We start from the raw sequence: 19,167 nt of genomic DNA, 5'->3' as shown, positions 1-19,167 counted from the left end.
GCCGCGCGGTGCTTTCCGAAATCTGTGCGCCCCCGCCCGCACCGATTTGCCCTTTCCCGCCCCCGTCAGGGAAGCGGCTGCGGCGGCTTCGGTCCCGTGTAGTGGCCGCTCGGGCGCATCCGCAGGGGGCGCTCCTCGTACTCCTCCAGGGCGTGCGCCAGCCACCCCGCCGTGCGCGCCACCGCGAACACCGTCTCGCCCGCCTCGGCGGGCATGTCCGCCGCGACCGTCAGGACCGCGAGGGCCAGATCGACATTGGCGTGCAGTGCGGTGTGGCGGGCGGTGGTGGCGACCACGTCGCGGGCCGCGTCCAGTGCGCCGGCGGCGTACGGAAGCTCCTCCAGGAGCGCGAGGAGTGCCTGCGCGCGGGGGTCCTCGGCCGGGTAGAGCCGGTGGCCGAGGCCCGGGACCCGGCGACCGGAGCGCAGGTGGTCGGCGACGACGGGGGCCGCGCCGCCGCGCTCCAGGACCTCGGCGAGCATCCGGTGGGCGAGCCCGCTGGCGGCCCCGTGCAGCGGCCCCTCCAGCACCCCGAGCCCGGCCGAGACCACGGCGTACGGATGCGCCCGCGCGGAGGCGGCGACCCGCGCGGCGAGCGTGGAGGCGGCCAGGTCGTGATCGATGAGCAGGGCAAGTGCCGTGTTGAGCAGGTTGATTGACGCTGTATCAGCTGTACGGGAGGTCAAGCGCGGCCACAGCTGCGCGGCCAGGCTGCGGTCGCCCGGGCGGTCCGGACGCTCGGAGCCACCGGCCTTCGGCAGGGCCCGGACCAGGGTCGGGATGAGGGCGCGTCCGCAGCCGAGCACGGCCTCGGGGGAGAGGTCGAACCGGAGCGGGTCGGCGGCCGAGGCGGCGATCGCCGCGACCCGCAGCCGGTCCATGGCGCTGGCGTGCGCGGGCAGCGCGCCGACCGCGAGCCGGGCCGCGTCCAGCGACTCCCGGGGCGCGGTGAAGCGCACACCGGGCCGCAGTTCGCCGGTCCACAGCCACTCGACGACCTCCTCGTACCCGTACGTCCGGGACAGCTCGACCGCGTCGACGCCCCGGTAGTAGTACCGGTCGCGGTCGATGAAGGTGATGCCGGTGCGGAAGCCCGGCTCGGCGCCCGCGCCCGTGGCGGGTTCGCGGCGGCCGCCGCGCCGGGCCAGCGCCTCGATCTCCTCGGCGTCGAAGGTCGAGCCCCTGCCGCCGGGTGCCCGCTCGCTGCTCAGCTGGCCCCGGCTGACATACGCGTACACCGTCTCCGGCTTCACGCCGAGCCGGTCCGCCGCCTCGCGGGTGGTGAGTCGCGCCTGATCCGTCATCGCACCTGATCCGTCATGGGGTCACCGTATCCAAAGTGGATCACATTGATTCAATCAATATTGACAGCTGTCTCGTCAATCATAGACAGTCGAATCAAGATTGAGGGAGGAACAGACATGCCGACCACCACCACGGCAGTACCCCGCGGACTCGCGGGCGTCGTCGTCACGGACACCGCACTCGGAGACGTCCGCGGCCTCGAAGGCTTCTACCACTACCGCCAGTACTCGGCCGTCGAGCTCGCGCAGACCCGCAGCTTCGAGGACGTCTGGCAGCTGATGTTCCACGGCGAGCTGCCCGGCGCCGCCGCCCGCGCCGAGTTCACCGCCCGCACCGCGGCCCTGCGCCATCTGCCGCCGGAGGTCAGCGCCGCGCTCCCCGGCATCGCCGCCGCGGGCAGGGCCTCCGGGCCGCTCGCCGGACTGCGCACCGCGCTCTCGCTGCTCGGCGCCGCCCAGGGCTTCCGGCCGGTCTACGACCTCGACGCCGACCGGCGCCGCGAGGACGCGCTCGCCGCCTGCGCGGCCGTCCCCACCCTGCTCACCGCGCTGTACCGGCTGGGTCAGGGGCTCGCGCCCGTCGAGCCGCGCGACGACCTGTCGTACGCGGCCAACTACCTCTACATGATGACCGGTTCACAGCCCTCGCCCGAGCGGGTGCGGGCGATCGAGCGGTATCTCATCTCCACCGTGGACCACGGCTTCAACGCCTCCACCTTCACCGCCCGCGTCGTCGCGTCCACCGGCGCCGACGTGGCGGCGTCCCTGGTCGCGGCCGTCGGCGCGCTCTCCGGGCCGCTGCACGGCGGCGCCCCCAGCCGCGCCCTGGACACCCTCGACGCCATCGGCGGCCCGGACCGCATCGACGCCTGGGTGCGCGAGCGCGTGCTCGCCGGTGACCGGATCATGGGCTTCGGCCACCCCGTCTACCGCACCGAGGACCCGCGCTCGCGGATGCTGCGCGGTATCGCGGAGGGCTTCGGCGGCCCGCTCGTCGCGTTCGCGGTCGAGGTCGAGCGGCACGTCGAGGCGATCCTCGCCGAGCTGAAGCCCGGCCGTGAGCTGCACACCAACGTGGAGTTCTACGCGGGCGTGGTCATGGAGCTGTGCGGGGTGCCGCGCGAGATGTTCACGCCGACGTTCTGCGCGGCCCGGGTGGTCGGCTGGAGCGCCAATATCCTGGAGCAGGCGGAGGACTCGAAGATCATCCGCCCGGCGGCCCGCTATGTCGGCCCGCCCGTGCCACAGCCCGTGCCCGCACCCTGAGAGAGGTCCCCCTTGAGCCCGACCGGTCCGAGCCAGCATTCCAGCCAGCCCGAGAGCCGGTCGGTGAGCCGGCGGATTCCCGTCGTGGTCCTCGCGGGATTCCTCGGCTCGGGCAAGACCACGCTGCTCAACCATCTGCTGCGGGCGAGCCGGGGGACCCGTATCGGTGCGATCGTCAACGACTTCGGGTCCATCGAGATCGACGCCATGACCGTGGCCGGTCAGCTCGGCGACTCCACGCTGTCGCTCGGCAACGGCTGTCTGTGCTGCGCGGTCGACGCGAGCGAGCTCGACGTCTATCTGGAGAAGCTGACCCGGCCCGCCGCCCGTCTCGACGTCGTCGTCATCGAGGCGAGCGGTCTCGCCGAGCCGCAGGAACTGGTCAGGATGGTGCTGGCCAGCGAGAACCCCCGGGTCGTCTACGGCGGCCTGGTCGAGGTCGTCGACGCCGCCGAGTACGAGGACACCCGCGAGCGGCACCCCGAGATCGACCGGCACCTCGCCGTCGCCGACCTCGTGGTGCTCAACAAGACGGACCGGGTGGAGCGGGCCCGGCTCGACCGGTTGCGGGAGTCCCTGGGCGGGGCGTCGGTGGTCGAGGCGAGGTACGGGCGGGTCGACCCGGAGCTGTTCTTCGACCGCAGGCCCGCCGCCGAGCGCGTCGGCCAGCTCGCCTTCGAGGACCTGCTGGACGACGACGCGTACGGCATGGGAAGCGACCATGGTGATCACTGCGGCTCCGACTGCGGCCACGGTCACGCCGCCCATCTGCACACCGCGTACGAGTCCGTCGCCTTCACCTCGGCCGGGCCCATGGACCCGCGTCGGCTGATGGCCTTCCTCGACAGCCGCCCCGAAGGGCTCTACCGGATCAAGGGGTTCGTCGACTTCGGTGCCGCCGATCCGCGCAACCGGTACGCCGTCCACGCCGTCGGCCGCTTCCTGCGCTTCTACCCGGAGCCCTGGGCGCCCGGCGAGGAGCGGCTGACCCAGCTCGTCCTCATCGGCTCCCGCATCGACGCCGAAGCGCTGAGCAAGTCCCTTGACGCGGCCGTGGCGCAGGACGTTCCGGATGAGCACGCGATGTGGGGCGTCCTGCGGTACGTACGCCAGGACGAGGCCGAGGAGGAGCCGGACGCGGAGATGTGAGCGCGCCCGAACACGACGACGCGGCCCGGCTTCTGAAAGCCGGGCCGCGTCTTTGCGTGCGGGCCCCTTACGAGGCCGGGCCCGCCAGGTCCGTGATCGCGTGGGCCAGCGGTGTGCCCGAGCCGTCGCGGCGCGGGTCCGGCTCCGGCAGCTCGGCGGGTGTGCCGTTGGCCTGCGCCGCCCGGGCCGGGGCCGCGCCCGCCCAGGCCAGCACCAGCATGTCCTCGCCCTTCAGGAACCGCTGGCAGCGCACTCCGCCGGTGGCCCGGCCCTTGCGCGGATACTGGTCGAACGGGGTGAGCTTGGCGGTCGCCGCCGAGTCCCCGAGCAGTGTGCCGCGCGAGCCCGCGACCGTGAACACCGCGCCGTCCGCCGCCGGGTCGACCACGGTGAACGAGATCACTTTGGCGCCGTCGGCCAGCTTGATGCCCGCCATACCGCCCGCCGGGCGGCCCTGCGGGCGCACCTGGGAGGCCTGGTAGCGCAGCAGCTGGGCGTCGTCCGTGATGAAGACCAGGTCCTCCTCGCCGGTTCGCAGCTCGGCCGCGCCGATGATCCGGTCACCGTCCTTGAGGGTGATGACCTCCAACTCGTCCTTGTTCGCCGGGTAGTCGGGCACCACCCGCTTGACGACACCCTGCTCGGTGCCGATCGCGAGCCCCGGCGACGACTCGTCGAGCGTCGTCAGGCAGACCAGCTTCTCGTCCGCGTCGAGCGAGAGGAACTCCGAAACCGGTGCCCCGCCCGACAGGTTGGGCGCGGCCGCCGTGTCCGGCAGCTGCGGCAGGTCGATCACCGCGAGCCGCAGCAGCCGCCCGGTGGAGGTCACCGCGCCGACATCGCCGCGCTGGGTGGCGGGCACGGCGCAGACGATCACATCGTGCTTGGTGCGCCGCTCGGCGTCGGTGGCGAGCGGCTCCGCGTTCGCCGTACGGGCCAGCAGACCCGTCGAGGAGAGCAGCACCCGGCACGGGTCGTCGGCGACCTCCAGGGCCACCGCCGCGACCGGGGCGCCCGCCGACTCCAGCAGGACGGTCCGCCGCTCGGTGCCGAACTTCTTGGCCACCGCAGCCAGTTCCGTCGAGACCAGCTTGCGCAGCTCGGTGTCGGACTCCAGGATCCCGGTCAGCTCGTCGATCTCGCCGGTGAGGCGGTCGCGCTCGCTCTCCAGCTCGATGCGGTCGAACTTGGTGAGCCGGCGCAGCGGGGTGTCCAGGATGTACTGCGTCTGGATCTCGCTCAGCGAGAAGTGCTCGATCAGGCGTTGCTTGGCCTGCGCAGAGTTGTCACTCGACCGGATGAGACGGATGACCTCGTCGATGTCGAGGAGCGCGACGAGCAGACCCTCGACCAGATGCAGCCGGTCGCGGCGCTTGGTGCGGCGGAACTCGCTGCGCCGGCGCACCACGTCGAAGCGGTGGTCGAGGTAGACCTCAAGGAGCTCCTTGAGCCCCATGGTGAGCGGCTGGCCGTCGACCAGCGCCACATTGTTGATGCCGAAGGACTCCTCCATTGGCGTCAGCTTGTAGAGCTGCTCCAGGACCGCCTCGGGCACGAAGCCGTTCTTGACCTCGATGACCAGGCGCAGACCGTGCGAGCGGTCGGTGAGGTCCTTGACGTCGGCGATGCCCTGGAGCTTCTTCGAGCCGACCAGGTCCTTGATCTTGGAGATCACCTTCTCCGGGCCGACCGTGAACGGCAGTTCGGTGACGACCAGGCCCTTGCGGCGGGCCGTCACGTTCTCCACGGACACCGTCGCGCGGATCTTGAAGGTGCCGCGCCCCGACTCGTACGCGTCCTTGATGCCCGACAGGCCCACGATCCGGCCACCGGTCGGCAGGTCGGGACCGGGCACGAAGCGCATCAGCGCCTCCAGGTCCGCGCCCGGGTGCCGGATCAGATGGCGGGCGGCGGCGATGACCTCGCCCAGGTTGTGCGGCGGCATATTGGTGGCCATGCCGACCGCGATGCCGGTCGCACCGTTGACCAGCAGGTTCGGGAACGCGGCGGGCAGCGCCACCGGCTCCTGCTCCTGGCCGTCGTAGTTCGGCGAGAAATCGACGGTGTCCTCGTCGATCGACTCGGTCATCAGCGAGGTGGCGTCGGCCATCTTGCACTCGGTGTAGCGCATCGCGGCCGGCGGGTCGTCGTTGCCGAGCGAGCCGAAGTTGCCGTGGCCGTCGACCAGCGGCAGGCGCATCGAGAAGGGCTGGGCCATCCGCACCAGCGCGTCGTAGATCGACGCGTCGCCGTGCGGATGCAGCTTGCCCATGACCTCGCCGACCACGCGCGCGCACTTCACATAGCCGCGCTCGGGGCGCAGGCCCATCTCGTTCATCTGGTAGACGATGCGGCGGTGGACCGGCTTCATGCCGTCGCGGGCGTCCGGCAGGGCCCGCGAGTAGATCACCGAGTAGGCGTACTCGAGGAAGGAGCCCTGCATTTCGTCCACGACGTCGATGTCGAGGATCTTCTCCTCGAAATCGTCCGGCGGCGGGGTCTTCGTGCTGCGGCGGGCCATCGCGGCTGCGGCTCCTTCACCAACGAGTTCTTCTCAGCGACCACCAACAAGGTCTGCTCCTGACGCCGACCATTGTGGACCGTCCCACTGACAACGCCGACCGCGACCCGGAACAACGCGGACCGGGACCCGGGAACTTCGCCAGGTGTCGGTGCGCTTGCATACAGTGGCAGGACTTCTTCCTGACTTCTTCACCGCGATCGAAGGGACGTACATGCCCATGGGTCACACGGCCACCGCCCAGGCCGGCTCCGGCGGCCTGACAGCGACCGAGCACCGGCTGGCCAACGGCCTGCGAGTGGTGCTCTCCGAGGACCACCTGACCCCGGTCGCCGCGGTCTGCCTCTGGTACGACGTGGGTTCCCGCCACGAGGTCAAGGGCCGAACGGGCCTTGCTCACCTCTTCGAGCACCTGATGTTCCAGGGCTCCCACCAGGTCCACGGAAACGGTCACTTCGAGCTGGTGCAGGGCGCCGGTGGTTCGCTCAACGGCACCACCAGCTTCGAGCGCACCAACTACTTCGAGACCATGCCCACCCACCAGCTGGAGCTGGCGCTGTGGCTGGAGGCGGACCGGATGGGCTCGCTGCTGGCCGCCCTGGACGAGGAGTCCATGGAGAACCAGCGCGACGTCGTCAAGAACGAGCGCCGCCAGCGCTACGACAACGTGCCGTACGGCACCGCGTTCGAGAAGCTGACCGCGCTGGCCTACCCCGAGGGCCACCCGTACCACCACACGCCGATCGGCTCGATGGCCGACCTGGACGCGGCGACCCTTGAGGACGCGCGGAACTTCTTCCGTACGTACTACGCGCCGAACAACGCGGTCCTCGCGGTCGTCGGCGACATCGACCCGGAGCAGACGCTCGCCTGGATCGAGAAGTACTTCGGCTCCATCCCGACGCACGACGGCAAGCAGCCGCCGCGCGACGGCGCGCTGCCCGGCGTGATCGGCGAGCAGCTGCGCGAGGTCGTCCACGAGGACGTGCCGGCGCGCGCGCTGATGGCCGCCTACCGGCTGCCGCACGACGGCACGCGCGAGTGCGACGCGGCGGACCTGGCGCTCACCGTGCTCGGCGGCGGCGAGTCGTCCCGGCTCCACAACCGCCTGGTGCGCCGCGACCAGAGCGCCGTCGCCGCGGGCTTCGGCCTGCTGCGCCTGGCCGGTGCCCCCTCGCTCGGCTGGCTGGACGTGAAGACGTCCGGCGGCGTCGAGGTCCCGGACATCGAGTCGGCCGTCGACGAGGAGCTGGCCCGGTTCGCCGAAGAGGGCCCCACGGCCGAGGAGATGGAGCGCGCCCAGGCCCAGCTGGAGCGCGAGTGGCTGGACCGGCTCGGTACGGTCGCGGGCCGCGCGGACGAACTCTGCCGGTACGCGGTGCTGTTCGGCGACCCCCAGCTCGCCCTGACCGCCGTCGACCGGGTGCTCGACATCACCGCCGACGAGGTGCGGGACGTCGCCCGGGCCACCCTGCGCCCGGACAACAGGGCGGTGCTGGTCTACGAGCCGACCACCGCCGAAGCAGACGAGGACGAGGCGGCCGACGCCGACGCCAAGGGAGCAGAGCAGTGAGCGAGACCGGCGTGACCATGGAGTTCCACCCGCAGCCGGTGGCGGGCACCGCGCGTCCCTGGGCGTTCCCCGCCCCCGGCCGCACCACCCTGTCCAACGGGCTGACCGTGCTGCGCTGCGACCGCCCGGGCCAGCAGGTGGTGGCCGTCGAGATCTTCCTCGCCGCCCCGCTGGACGCCGAACCGGCCGGTCTGGACGGCGTCGCCACGATCATGGCGCGCGCGTTCTCCGAGGGCACCGACAAGCGCTCCGCCGAGGAGTTCGCCGCCGACCTGGAGCGCTGCGGCGCCACCCTGGACGCGCACGCGGACCACCCGGGCGTGCGGGTCTCCCTGGAGGTGCCGGTCTCCCGGCTCCCCAAGGCGCTCGGTCTGCTCGCCGAGGCCCTGCGCGCGCCCGCGTTCGCCGACGCGGAGGTCGACCGCCTGGTCCGCAACCGCCTCGACGAGATCCCGCACGAGCTGGCCAACCCGGCCCGCCGCGCCGCCCAGCAGCTCTCCAAGGAGCTCTTCCCGGCGACCGCGCGCATGTCGCGCCCGCGCCAGGGCACCGAGGAGACCGTCACGCGGATCGACGCCGCCGCCGTACGGGCCTTCTACGAGGCGTACGTGCGCCCGGCGGCGGCCACCGCGGTCGTCGTCGGCGACTTCGGCGCCACCGACCTGGACGCGGTCCTCGCGGACTCGCTCGGCGCCTGGACCGGCACCGCGGCCCAGGAGCGCCCGATGCCGCCGATCACCGCCGACGACACCGGCCGTGTGGTCATCGTCGACCGGCCCGGCGCCGTCCAGACCCAGCTGCTCATCGGCCGGGTCGGTCCGGACCGCCACGACCGCGTCTGGCCCGCCCAGGTCCTCGGGACGTACTGCCTGGGCGGCACGCTCACCTCCCGCCTGGACCGCGTCCTGCGCGAGGAGAAGGGCTACACGTACGGAGTACGTGCGTACGGTCAGGTCCTGCGCTCCGGCGCCGAGGGCACCGGCGCCGCCATGCTCGCCATCAGCGGCTCGGTCGACACCCCGAACACCGGCCCGGCCCTGGACGACCTGTGGACGGTGCTGCGCAAGCTCGCCGCCGAGGGTCTGACCGACCCCGAGCGCGAGACGGCCGTGCAGAACCTGGTGGGCGTCGCCCCGCTGAAGTACGAGACGGCGGCGGCCGTCGCCGGGACGCTGGCCGACCAGGTCGAGCAGCACCTCCCGGACGACTTCCAGGCGCAGTTGTACGCGCGCCTCGCCGAGACGGGCACCGTGGAGGCGACGGCGGCCGTCGTCAGCGCCTTCCCGGTGGACCGTCTGGTGACCGTCCTCGTCGGTGACGCGGCGCAGATCGCGGAGCCGGTCAAGGCCCTCGGGATCGGTGAAGTCACCGTCGTAGCGGGCTGATTGGGAGCCGCGTCGCGCGCGTGGCGTCCCGTACGGGAAGGACCCCGGTGGCAGGTGTGCCGCCGGGGTCCTCCTATATGTCCCATTTAGTGGGGAGGTTGCCTGTCTGTCATGTGGCGTGCGCTACAAAAACAGGCGTCTGTTTGGCGATTGAAAGATCAGCCGTCTAGCGTCGGTCGGGCTGTCCGTCACCACCCGTCGCAGCCGCGGCACCGGACAGCGATCGCCGAGTCCCCAACTGGCGCGAGCCAGGGGAGCCGGGGACCCACTCAGTCCCTGGGGTGAATCGGACGCCTCCGCCCGCGGAGGGGCCCGTAGGAGACCTTCCAGCTCCGAACCCGTCAGCTAACCCGGTAGGCGAGATGGAAGGAAAGGACACCGCCTCTCCATGGCGTTCACCCGTGCCACCGGGAAACATCGTCGTCCGAGCGCCATGTCGCGCAAGAGCGCGAACATAGCCGGCATCGCCACCCTGGCCACCGCCGGAGTCGTGGGCACCCTCGCCTCGCCGGCCCTCGCCGCCGAGAACGCCGCGTCCACCTCGGCCTCCGTCGAGGACACCGGCATCACGCAGGCCATCGTCATCGGCGACACGCTCGCCGACCGCATCGGCGCCCAGGCCGCGGCCCAGCAGCACGCCGCCGACAAGGCCCGCGCCGCCGCCGAGGCCAAGCGCAAGGCCGAGGCCCGGGCCAAGGAAGAGCGCGCCGCCAAGGAGCGGGCCGCCCGCGAGGCCGAGCGCAAGCGCCTCAACACCTTCGTGGCGCCGATATCCAACTCGTACGTCTCCACCGGCTACAAGACTGGCGGCTCGCTGTGGTCCTCCGGGAGCCACACCGGCATCGACTTCCACGCGGAGAGCGGCACCGTGGTGCACGCCGTGGGGCTCGGCACCGTGGTCGAGGCGGGCTGGGGCGGGGCGTACGGCAACAACATCGTGATCAAGATGAACGACGGCACGTACACGCAGTACGGCCACCTGTCGTCCATCGGCGTCTCCGTCGGCCAGTCGGTCGAGCCGGGCCAGCAGATAGGCCTCTCCGGCGACACCGGCAACACCACCGGCCCGCACCTCCACTTCGAGGCCCGCACGGCCCCCACCTACGGCTCGGACATCGACCCGGTCGCCTACCTGCGCGCGCACGGCGTCGACGTCTGACGCACGGGCGTACCGTCCTTCCGCGAAGCCCCGGCACCTTGTGCCGGGGCTTCGTCGCGTTGGCCAAAAGATATCGCTGGAATAGGCCATGTCACCGGGAATTAACAGCCGCTGGAATAGAGTCGCCGAACAGGCGTCGATCGACCGCGTTTCGCGGGGATTAAGGCGGAGGTTCGGTCATGCGCATTCCGGCGCAATCGGTATGCACGGCGATCCGTGACGACATCGTCGCGGGACTCTTCGAGCGCGGCGGCCGGCTCACCGAGGAAGTGCTCGCCCGGCGTTACGGAGTCTCGCGCGTCCCGGTCCGCGAGGCGCTGCGCACCCTGGAGTCCGAGGGCTTCGTGACCACCCGCCGGCACGCCGGGGCCTGTGTCGCCGAGCCCACCGAGCAGGAGGCGGCCGACCTGCTCGAAATGCGCGTACTGCTCGAACCGCTGGCCGCCGCGCGGGCGGCGACGCGGCACACCGAGGCCCATCTGAAGGTGCTGCGCGGCCTGGTCAGGCTGGGTCAGGAGCGCATCCGGCGGGCCCAGGGCGAGGACCTGCGCTCGCTGGGCGTCTGGTTCCACGAGACGCTCGCCCAGGCCTCCGGCAGCCCCGGCCTGATCGCGCTGCTCACCCAGCTGCGCCACAAGATCGCCTGGATTTACGTGGTGGAGCACCCCGCGCTGCCGGGTGAGTCCTGGGCGGAGCACGGGGCGATCGTGGACGCGGTGGCGCGGGGCGACGCCGAGCGGGCCAGATCGCTGGCGACCCTCCATGCCGAGCGCGCCTTTTCCGCCTATCGGCTGCGCCGCCCGGCGGACGTGAGAAGTTCGCAACATGCCGTAAACATCGCGGGCGTACGTGCTTAACAAAGCCGCCGTATACAAAGAGAAGTAATTCGAGGGGCCGGTTTTCCGCTGCCCGGAATCAGCAGGCGTGTATGTGAAGCCGCGTAAAAGAAAGCGAGCCGTGGATCCCGAATTCGGGATCCACGGCTCGCTTCGTGAAGCGTGGGGCTCGGCCGACCGGGGTGCGGTCAGACGGTCTCCGGGAGCTCCTCAAGGCCCTCGGCGACGAGCTTCGCCAGACGGTCCAGGGCCGCGTCGGAGCCCTCCGCCTCGGAAGCCAGCACGATCTCCTCGCCGCCCTGCGCGCCCAGGCCGAGCACCGCGAGCATGGAGGCGGCGTTGACCGGGTTGCCGTCGGCCTTGGCGATCGTCACGGGGACGCCGGAGGCCGTGGCGGCGCGGACGAAGATGGAAGCGGGGCGGGCGTGCAGGCCCTCGGCCCAGCCGACATTGACGCGGCGCTCAGCCATGGTGATGCCCTTCGAAATCTCTGACGGTTGTCTAGACCATTCTCTCATGTCCTGCGGAGTGCTCATAACGGCCTCGGACCCCGGCCCTGAGGCCGTTCGGCCCTGCGCTCCTCTCCCTGTCCTGTCCCTGTCCGGGCGCCCTGCTCCGGCTCCCTACCTTGGCCCGCCCCAACCGGCGCCGCGACCCGTAGGCTGCCCGTATGCAGGCTCCGCAGGAGAAGACGCAGGACCCCGCGTACCCGGCCCACTGGGAGGCCGACGTCGTGCTGCGCGACGGGGGTACGGCCCGGATCAGGCCCATCACGACCGCCGACGCCGAGCGGCTCGTCTCCTTCTACGAGCAGGTGTCGGACGAGTCCAAGTACTACCGCTTCTTCGCGCCCTACCCCCGGCTGTCCGCCAAGGACGTGCACCGCTTCACCCATCACGACTATGTGGACCGGGTCGGGCTCGCGGCGACGGTCGGCGGCGAGTTCATCGCGACCGTCCGCTTCGACCGGATCAACGCGCAGGGCCGCCCCGCCTCGGCCCCGGCCGACGAGGCCGAGGTGGCCTTCCTCGTACAGGACGCCCACCAGGGGCGCGGGGTGGCGTCCGCGCTGCTCGAACACATCGCGGAGGTCGCGCGCGAGCGGGGGATCCGGCGGTTCGCGGCGGAGGTGCTGCCCGCCAACAACAAGATGATCAAGGTGTTCACGGACGCGGGCTACCAGCAGAAGCGTTCCTTTGAGGACGGCTCGGTCCATCTGACGCTCGACCTGGAGCCGACGGCCGAGTCGCTGGCCGTGCAGCGCGCGCGTGAGCAGCGCGCGGAGTCACGCTCGGTGCAGCGGCTGCTCGCGCCCGGCTCGCTCGCCGTGATCGGCGTCGGCCGCGAGCCCGGTGGAGTGGGGCGCACGGTGCTGCGCAATCTGCTGGGGGCGGGGTTCACCGGCCGGGTGTACGCGGTCAACCGGGCCTTCGGGGACGGGAGTTCCACTGCCGGCGGCGGCTCGTGGTTCGGTGGCGGCCCCACGGTCGACGGTGTACCGGCGGTCCGCTCGCTCGCGGAGATCGGGGAGCCGGTCGACCTGGCGGTCGTCGCGGTACCGGCCGAGCGGGTGCCGGAGGCGGTCGCGGAGTGCGGCGAGCACGGGGTGCAGGGCCTCGTCGTCCTCTCCGCCGGTTACGCGGAGAGCGGCGCGGCCGGACGCGAGCGCCAGCGCGAACTGCTGCGGCAGGTGCGGTCGTACGGGATGCGGCTGATCGGGCCGAACGCGTTCGGCGTGATCAACACCGCGCCCGGGGTACGGCTGAACGCGTCCCTGGCGCCGGAGCCGCCCGACCGGGGCCGGATCGGCCTGTTCACGCAGTCCGGAGCGATCGGCATCGCGCTGCTCTCGGGGCTCTACCGGCGCGGGGCGGGCCTGTCGACGTTCATCTCGTCCGGCAACCGGGCGGACGTCTCGGGCAACGACATCCTCCAGTACTGGTACGAGGACGCCGATACGGACGTGGTCCTGCTGTACCTCGAATCCATCGGCAACCCGCGGAAGTTCACCCGGCTCGCGCGGCGGACGGCGGCGGTGAAGCCGGTGGTCGCGGTGAAGGGCGCGCGCCACAGCGGCTCGACCCCGCCGGGCCACGCGGTCCCGGTGACCCGTGTCCCGGACGCGGCGGTCTCGGCGCTGCTGCGCCAGGCCGGGGTGATCCGGGTGGACACGGTGACCGAACTGGTCGACGTGGGCGTGCTCCTCGCGGACCAGCCGCTGCCGGCGGGCCCGCGCGTGGCGATCCTGGGCAACTCGGAATCGCTCGGCCTGCTGACGTACGACGCCTGCCTCACCGAGGGGCTGCGCCCCCTGCCGCCCCGCGACCTGACGACGGCGGCCACCCCGGCCGACTTCCGGGACGCACTGGCACAGGCGCTCGCGGACGAGTTCTGCGACGCGGTGGTGGTCACGGCGATCCCCTGGGTGGGCACCCCCGGCCACCCCGACGAGGCCCTGGCCACGGCCCTCAAGGAAGCCACGGCCACGTCCCCGGCGAAGCCGGTGGCGGTGGTCCACGTGGAACTGGGCGGCCTGGCCCAGGCGCTCGCGAGCGCGGCGGACACGGCACCGCGAGCGGCGACGGCGAACCGGGGGAGGGTGGTGCCCGCGCGGCCGGAGCCCGGAAGCGGGGGTATGGCGGCCGAGGGGGTGCAGGGGCGCATCCCCGCCTACCCCGCCGCCGAGCGCGCCGTACGGGCGCTCGCGCAGGCCGTGCGGTACGGGCAGTGGCGGCGGCAGGCCGCCGAGCAGGGGAAGGTGCCGGAGTACGACGACATCGACGAGGCCGGGGCCGCCCGGGACATCGCGGGGCTGCTCGGGGACGCCCCGGACCCCCGGGGCGTGACGCTCGGCAGCGACGCCGCCGAGGCGCTGCTCGGCCGGTACGGCATCCGGGTGCGCCCCGCCCGCCCCGCCCCGCACCCGGACGCCGCCGTCGAGGCCGCCGCCCGCATCGGCTACCCCGTCGCGCTCAAGACCACCGCCCCGCATCTGCGCCACCGCCCCGACCTCGGCGGGGTCCGCCTGGACCTGGCGGACGAGGAGCAACTGCGGCGCGCGTACGCCGAGTTGACCCACGCGCTCGGCAAGCCGGAGGAGCTGCAGCCGGTCGTCCAGGCGATGGCGCCGCGCGGGGTGGACACCGTCGTGCGCGCCGCCATCGACCCGGCCGTCGGCGCCGTGCTCTCCTTCGGCCTGGCGGGCGCCGCCTCCGAGCTGCTCGGGGACACCGGCCATCGTCTGGTTCCGGCCACCGACCGCGACGCCGCCGAGCTGATCCGGTCGATCCGGACCGCCCCGCTCCTGTTCGGCTGGCGCGGCTCGGCCCCGGTGGACACGGCGGCGCTCGAAGAGCTCCTGCTGCGGGTGTCGCGCCTGGTCGACGACCACCCGGAGGTCGTCGCGGTCACCCTGGAACCGGTCGTCGTCGCCCAGCACGGTCTCACCGCCCTCGGCGCCACCGTCCGCCTCGCCCCGCCCCCCGCCCGCACCGACCTCGGCCCCCGGCGCCTGCCCAGCTACTGAAACGATCGGGCCCCGGGGCCCCGTAGGATGGAGTCCATGGCGAAGACCGGCACGATGACCCAGGGGCTGCGCGCGGCGATCGAGCGCAGCGGCTACTACCCGGCCCTTGTGGCCGAGGCGGTGGAGGCCGCCGTCGGTGGTGAGCCCATCGCGTCGTACCTGGTGCACCAGGAGACCACCTTCGACGCCAACGAGGTGCGTCGCCACGTCACGGTCCTCGTCCTCACGGACAATCGTTTCATCGTGAGCCACACCGACGAGCAGAACGCCGACACCAGCTCCCCGACGCCGTACGCGACGACCTCGACGGAGTCCGTGAAGATCGGCCGGATCTCGTCCGTGGTGGTCAGCCGCGTCGTCGCCAACCCCGAGTCGTACACGCCGGGCGTCCTGCCCCGTGAAGTGGTGCTCACCATCGGCTGGGGTGCGGTGTCCCGTATCGACCTGGAGCCCGCCGCCTGCGGCGACCCCAACTGCGACGCCGACCACGGCTACACCGGCAACGCCACGGCCGACGACCTGAGCCTGCGGGTCAGCGAGGCCGGCGACGGCCCGGACACCGTGCGCCAGACCCTCGCCTTCGCGCAGGCGCTCTCCGAGGCGACCGCGGCGACCGGCCGCTGATGGCCCAGCCCTACTGGCAGGATCCGGAACCCCTCGCCCTCGACACCGCCCCCCTGCCCGAGTACGGCAGCGGCTCGCTCGCCGATCTGCTGCCCACGCTCGTGGCGGGCCAGGGCGTGCCCGGTGTGAGCGCCGCGATCCCCGAGCTGACCCCGGCCGACCGGAACTGCGTCTTCCTGATCGACGGCCTCGGCTGGGAGCAGATCAAGGCCCACCCGGACGAGGCGCCGTATCTGCACTCGCTGCTCGGCACCTCGCGCGGCGGCACCGGCCGCCCGATCACCGCGGGCTTCCCGGCCACCACCGCCACCTCGCTGGCTTCCGTCGGCACGGGCCTGCCGCCCGCCGCGCACGGCCTGCCCGGCTACACCGCGCGCAACCCCGAGACCGGCCAGCTGATGAACCAGCTGCGCTGGCGGCCGTGGACCGATCCGCATGTGTGGCAGCCGTACCCCACGGTCTTCCAACTGGCCGACGCGGCCGGGGTGCACACCGCCCAGGTGTCGTCGCCGACGTTCGAACACACTCCGCTGACTAAAGTGGCGCTCAGTGGCGGAACGTTTCACGGGCGGCTCTCCGGCGAGGACCGCATGGACCTCGCGGCCGAGCAACTGGCCGCCGGAGACCGCTCGTTGGTCTACACGTACTACAGCGACGTCGACGGCAAGGGCCACCGCTTCGGCGTCGACTCCGACGCCTGGCGCGGCCAGCTGATGTACGTCGACCGGCTCGTCCAGCGCCTCGCCGAGCAGCTGCCGCCCCGCTCGGCGCTGTACGTCACCGCCGACCACGGCATGATCGACATCCCCTTCGACGAAGAGTCCCGTATCGACTTCGACGAGGACTGGGAGCTGCGCGCGGGCGTCGCCCTGCTCGGCGGCGAGGGCCGGGCCCGGCATGTGTACGCGGTCCCGGGGGCCCAGTCCGACGTCCTCGCCGTCTGGCGCGAGGTGCTCGGCGAGCAGTTCTGGGTGGCGAGCCGCGAGGAGGCCATAGCCGCGGGCTGGTTCGGGCAGCCGGGCGTCTGCGACGAGCGGGTGCACGGCCGGATCGGCGACGTCGTCGCGGCCGCCCAGGCCGATGTGGTGATCACCGCCTCGCAGAACGAGCCGAACGAGTCCGCGATGGTCGGCATGCACGGCTCGATGACCCCCGTCGAGCAGCTGGTGCCGCTCATAGAAGTACGCTCGTAACCCTTCCCGTACTTCTTCCACCCTCTACGCGCGCGTGCGCGCAGACCCGAAAGGCCGTCACCCTCCCATGCCCGAGCTGGTGTTCTTCTCCGGAACGATGGACTGCGGAAAGAGCACCCTCGCTCTTCAGATCGAGCACAACCGGTCCGCGCGCGGACTCCAGGGCATGATCTTCACGCGGGACGACCGCGCGGGCGAGGGCAAGCTGTCCTCCCGGCTCGGGCTCGTGACGGACGCCGTCGAGGCCGCCGAGGGCTTCGACTTCTACGCGTACCTCGTCGCCCATCTCTCCAAGGGCGGCCGCTGCGACTATGTGATCGCGGACGAGGCGCAGTTCCTCGCGCCCGAGCAGATCGACCAGCTCGCCCGGGTCGTCGACGACCTCGAACTGGACGTCTTCGCCTTCGGCATCACCACCGACTTCCGCTCCAAGCTCTTCCCCGGCTCCCAGCGGCTCGTCGAGCTCGCCGACCGGGTCGAGGTGCTCCAGGTGGAGGCGCTGTGCTGGTGCGGCGCGCGGGCCACGCACAACGCCCGTACGGTCGGGGGCGAGATGGTCGTCGAGGGCGCGCAGGTGGTCGTCGGCGACGTCAACCAGTCCGAGGACGAGATCGGTTACGAGGTGCTGTGCCGACGCCATCATCGGCGCCGCATGACGGCCGCGGCGGCGCGTGCGGCTGCGCTGTCGCCGGATGTGCTGCCCGTCGACGCGTAGCGCTCCGCGGGGGCTGGATATTTGGCTGCGGACCGTGCGGGGCTGGTCGCGCAGTTCCCCGCGCCCCTTTAGGGCGCCGACCGCACCAGGGTGAAGACCGCCCCCTCCGGGTCCGCCACCGTCGTCACTCGGCCGCTCGAACCGTCGCGGGGTGGCTTGATCACGTGGCCGCCGAGTTCCGTGACCCGGCGGGCCGCCGCGTCGGCGTCCGTGACCTCGAAGTACGTCATCCAGTGCGCGCCCTTGTCGCGGGGCAGGGCGTGGCCGACGCCGTGCAGGGACGCGACCGGGCGGCCGTCGAGGTGGAGCGTCACGTAGTCGAAGTCGGCCGAGACCACCGCCTCCTCCTCGTAGCCGAACACCGACTCGTAGAACTTGCCGACCGCAGAGGTCTCACGGGTCACCAGCTCGTTCCAGACGGGCGTGCCCGGCGCGCCCGCCACCGTGTTGCCGACGTGCGCCTCGGCCTGCCAGGCGCCGAAGACCGCGCCCTCCGGGTCCGAGGCGATCACCAGGCGGCCCGCGTCGCCCGCGTCCAGCGGACCCACCCCGACGGTGCCGCCGCAGTGCCGGATCGCCTCGGCGGTCGCGTCCGCGTCGTCGGTGGCCAGATAGGTGGTCCAGGCGATCGGCAGATGGCGGTCGGGCGGGAGCTGTCCGATGCCCGCGACCTCGGCGCCGTCGAGCACGGCCCGTACGTACGGGCCGAGCGAGGCGGGCCCGGGGCGGAACTCCCAGCCGAAGAGCGCCGCGTAGAACTCCTGTGTAGGCGCCAGGCCGTGCACCATGAGGCTCACCCAGCAGGGTGTTCCGGGTGTGTGCCGGGTCTCTGCCTGGGACATCGTGACTCTCTCCTCGGACCATCGCTGTGACAACGCGCCCTAAAGAAGTGGGCGGCCGGCCGCGCCGCGCGCCCACCCCCTCGCAGATGCTTGCACCACCGGAGGCGATGCGCGCCCCGGCCGCGCCGCTTTTGGCGCGTTCCCGCAGGAGGGATGCCCACTTTGGCATTTCTCATCCGTTTCGCGCCCGTTACGTTGCGGCGGGCACTGCGCGAGGATGGCCCCATGAACGTCATCATCAGCGCATCCGAACTGGCGAGCGAGCTGGCCGGGGCGCGGCCGCCGGTCCTGCTCGACGTCCGCTGGCAGTTGAGCCTGGCCAAGGCGGCGGGCGCCGCCCCCTTCGACGGCCGGGCCGAGTACGCGGCCGGGCACATCGGCGACGCGGTCTTCGTCGACCTCGACGCGGAGCTGGCCGCCCCGCCCGGCGCGGCCGGACGCCATCCGCTGCCCGATGTGGCCGCCTTCGGCGCGGTGATGCGCCGCGCGGGCGTGTCGGCCGGGACGCCGGTCGTTGTGTACGACGGCGGCCAGGGCTGGGCGGCCGCGCGCGCGTGGTGGCTGCTGCGCTGGACGGGGCACCAGGACGTACGGGTCCTCGACGGCGGCCTCGCCACCTGGAGCGGCCCGCTCTCCACCGAGCTCCCGACGCCCGCCGAGGGCGACTTCGCGCCGGAGCCCGGCGCGCTGGGCCTCCTCGACGCGGACGCGGCGGCCGCCCTCGCCCGGTCGGGGCTGCTCCTGGACGCGCGTGCGGGGGAGCGCTACCGGGGCGAGGTAGAGCCGATCGACCGGGTCGGCGGCCACATCCCGGGCGCGGTCTCGGCGCCGACCACCGAGAACGTCGGCCCCGACGGGCGCTTCCTGGCCGCCGAGGTCCTCGCCGACCGCTTCAAGGCGCTGGGCGCCTCCGGCACCGACGTCGGCGTCTACTGCGGCTCCGGGGTCTCCGGCGCCCATGAGGTGCTGGCCCTGGCGGTCGCGGGCATCCCGGCCGCGCTGTACGCGGGCTCCTGGTCGCACTGGTCCTCGGACGAGTCCCGCCCGGTGGCCACCGGCCCCGACCCGCAGTAG

General features: G+C 72.4%; 15 protein-coding genes and 1 riboswitch. Of the genes, 11 read left to right on the top strand and 4 right to left on the bottom strand.

Going from position 1 to position 19,167, the window contains the following annotated elements:
• Nucleotides 1–65: 65 nt before the first annotated feature.
• Nucleotides 66–1,304 carry a citrate/2-methylcitrate synthase gene (locus ACT1U9_RS06540; protein WP_444537425.1) on the bottom strand — a complete coding sequence of 413 codons (1,239 nt, stop codon included), beginning with the start codon at nucleotides 1,302–1,304 and terminating at the stop codon, nucleotides 66–68.
• A gap of 117 nt (nucleotides 1,305–1,421) precedes the next feature.
• Between ACT1U9_RS06540 and ACT1U9_RS06535 the strand changes: the two genes are divergently transcribed.
• Complete coding sequence (locus tag ACT1U9_RS06535) at nucleotides 1,422–2,570, top strand: citrate synthase (RefSeq protein WP_444537424.1); 1,149 nt, start codon at nucleotides 1,422–1,424, stop codon at nucleotides 2,568–2,570.
• Nucleotides 2,571–2,582: 12 nt separating this feature from the next.
• Entirely contained in the window at nucleotides 2,583–3,719 is a 1,137-nt protein-coding gene (locus ACT1U9_RS06530) for a CobW family GTP-binding protein (RefSeq protein WP_444537423.1), read from the top strand.
• A 67-nt stretch (nucleotides 3,720–3,786) separates the two neighbouring features.
• Here ACT1U9_RS06530 and ACT1U9_RS06525 read toward each other — a convergent pair whose 3' ends face one another.
• On the bottom strand, nucleotides 3,787–6,240 hold the full coding sequence (locus tag ACT1U9_RS06525) for a DNA gyrase/topoisomerase IV subunit A (RefSeq protein WP_444537422.1): 2,454 nt from the start codon (nucleotides 6,238–6,240) through the stop codon (nucleotides 3,787–3,789).
• Between the two features lie 214 nt (nucleotides 6,241–6,454).
• Between ACT1U9_RS06525 and ACT1U9_RS06520 the strand changes: the two genes are divergently transcribed.
• The 4 genes from ACT1U9_RS06520 to ACT1U9_RS06505 all read left to right on the top strand — a co-directional run bounded on the left by ACT1U9_RS06520 (nucleotide 6,455) and on the right by ACT1U9_RS06505 (nucleotide 11,214).
• Nucleotides 6,455–7,813: a M16 family metallopeptidase gene (locus ACT1U9_RS06520; RefSeq protein WP_444537421.1), complete on the top strand. Its 1,359-nt coding sequence runs from the start codon at nucleotides 6,455–6,457 to the stop codon at nucleotides 7,811–7,813.
• Between the two features lie 17 nt (nucleotides 7,814–7,830).
• Nucleotides 7,831–9,198 (top strand): M16 family metallopeptidase, encoded by a 1,368-nt coding sequence (locus ACT1U9_RS06515; protein ID WP_444539025.1) that lies wholly within the window; start codon nucleotides 7,831–7,833, stop codon nucleotides 9,196–9,198.
• 214 nt (nucleotides 9,199–9,412) lie between these two features.
• Nucleotides 9,413–9,573: riboswitch (cyclic di-AMP (ydaO/yuaA leader) on the top strand.
• A 13-nt stretch (nucleotides 9,574–9,586) separates the two neighbouring features.
• Nucleotides 9,587–10,357 (top strand): M23 family metallopeptidase, encoded by a 771-nt coding sequence (locus ACT1U9_RS06510; protein WP_444537420.1) that lies wholly within the window; start codon nucleotides 9,587–9,589, stop codon nucleotides 10,355–10,357.
• A gap of 179 nt (nucleotides 10,358–10,536) precedes the next feature.
• Complete coding sequence (locus tag ACT1U9_RS06505; protein ID WP_444537419.1) at nucleotides 10,537–11,214, top strand: GntR family transcriptional regulator; 678 nt, start codon at nucleotides 10,537–10,539, stop codon at nucleotides 11,212–11,214.
• Nucleotides 11,215–11,381: 167 nt separating this feature from the next.
• On the opposite strand, the gene ACT1U9_RS06500 is transcribed toward ACT1U9_RS06505, so the two are convergent.
• Nucleotides 11,382–11,663: an HPr family phosphocarrier protein gene (locus ACT1U9_RS06500; RefSeq protein WP_188275429.1), complete on the bottom strand. Its 282-nt coding sequence runs from the start codon at nucleotides 11,661–11,663 to the stop codon at nucleotides 11,382–11,384.
• Between the two features lie 200 nt (nucleotides 11,664–11,863).
• Between ACT1U9_RS06500 and ACT1U9_RS06495 the strand changes: the two genes are divergently transcribed.
• The 4 genes from ACT1U9_RS06495 (at nucleotide 11,864) to ACT1U9_RS06480 (ending at nucleotide 17,251) form a co-directional block, all read left to right on the top strand.
• Nucleotides 11,864–14,719 carry a bifunctional acetate--CoA ligase family protein/GNAT family N-acetyltransferase gene (locus tag ACT1U9_RS06495; RefSeq protein WP_444537418.1) on the top strand — a complete coding sequence of 952 codons (2,856 nt, stop codon included), beginning with the start codon at nucleotides 11,864–11,866 and terminating at the stop codon, nucleotides 14,717–14,719.
• A gap of 36 nt (nucleotides 14,720–14,755) precedes the next feature.
• Nucleotides 14,756–15,343: a DUF5998 family protein gene (locus ACT1U9_RS06490; RefSeq protein WP_188275427.1), complete on the top strand. Its 588-nt coding sequence runs from the start codon at nucleotides 14,756–14,758 to the stop codon at nucleotides 15,341–15,343.
• Complete coding sequence (locus ACT1U9_RS06485) at nucleotides 15,343–16,536, top strand: alkaline phosphatase family protein (RefSeq protein ID WP_444537417.1); 1,194 nt, start codon at nucleotides 15,343–15,345, stop codon at nucleotides 16,534–16,536. The genes ACT1U9_RS06490 and ACT1U9_RS06485 overlap by 1 nt, the downstream gene beginning before the upstream one ends.
• Nucleotides 16,537–16,603: 67 nt before the next feature.
• Nucleotides 16,604–17,251 carry a thymidine kinase gene (locus tag ACT1U9_RS06480; RefSeq protein ID WP_444537416.1) on the top strand — a complete coding sequence of 216 codons (648 nt, stop codon included), beginning with the start codon at nucleotides 16,604–16,606 and terminating at the stop codon, nucleotides 17,249–17,251.
• Between the two features lie 68 nt (nucleotides 17,252–17,319).
• Here the strand turns inward: ACT1U9_RS06480 and ACT1U9_RS06475 are convergent, their stop codons facing one another.
• Nucleotides 17,320–18,093, bottom strand: coding sequence for a VOC family protein (locus ACT1U9_RS06475; RefSeq protein ID WP_444537415.1), 774 nt, complete (start codon nucleotides 18,091–18,093; stop codon nucleotides 17,320–17,322).
• A gap of 225 nt (nucleotides 18,094–18,318) precedes the next feature.
• On the opposite strand from ACT1U9_RS06475, the gene ACT1U9_RS06470 reads away from it, so the two are divergent.
• Nucleotides 18,319–19,167 (top strand): sulfurtransferase, encoded by an 849-nt coding sequence (locus tag ACT1U9_RS06470; RefSeq protein WP_444537414.1) that lies wholly within the window; start codon nucleotides 18,319–18,321, stop codon nucleotides 19,165–19,167.

It is taken from the genome of Streptomyces sp. BR1, assembly GCF_052373795.1.
GTDB lineage: Bacteria > Actinomycetota > Actinomycetes > Streptomycetales > Streptomycetaceae > Streptomyces.
Note: the sequence above shows the minus strand (reverse complement) of the source record. Positions and strands in the feature narration are given on the sequence as shown.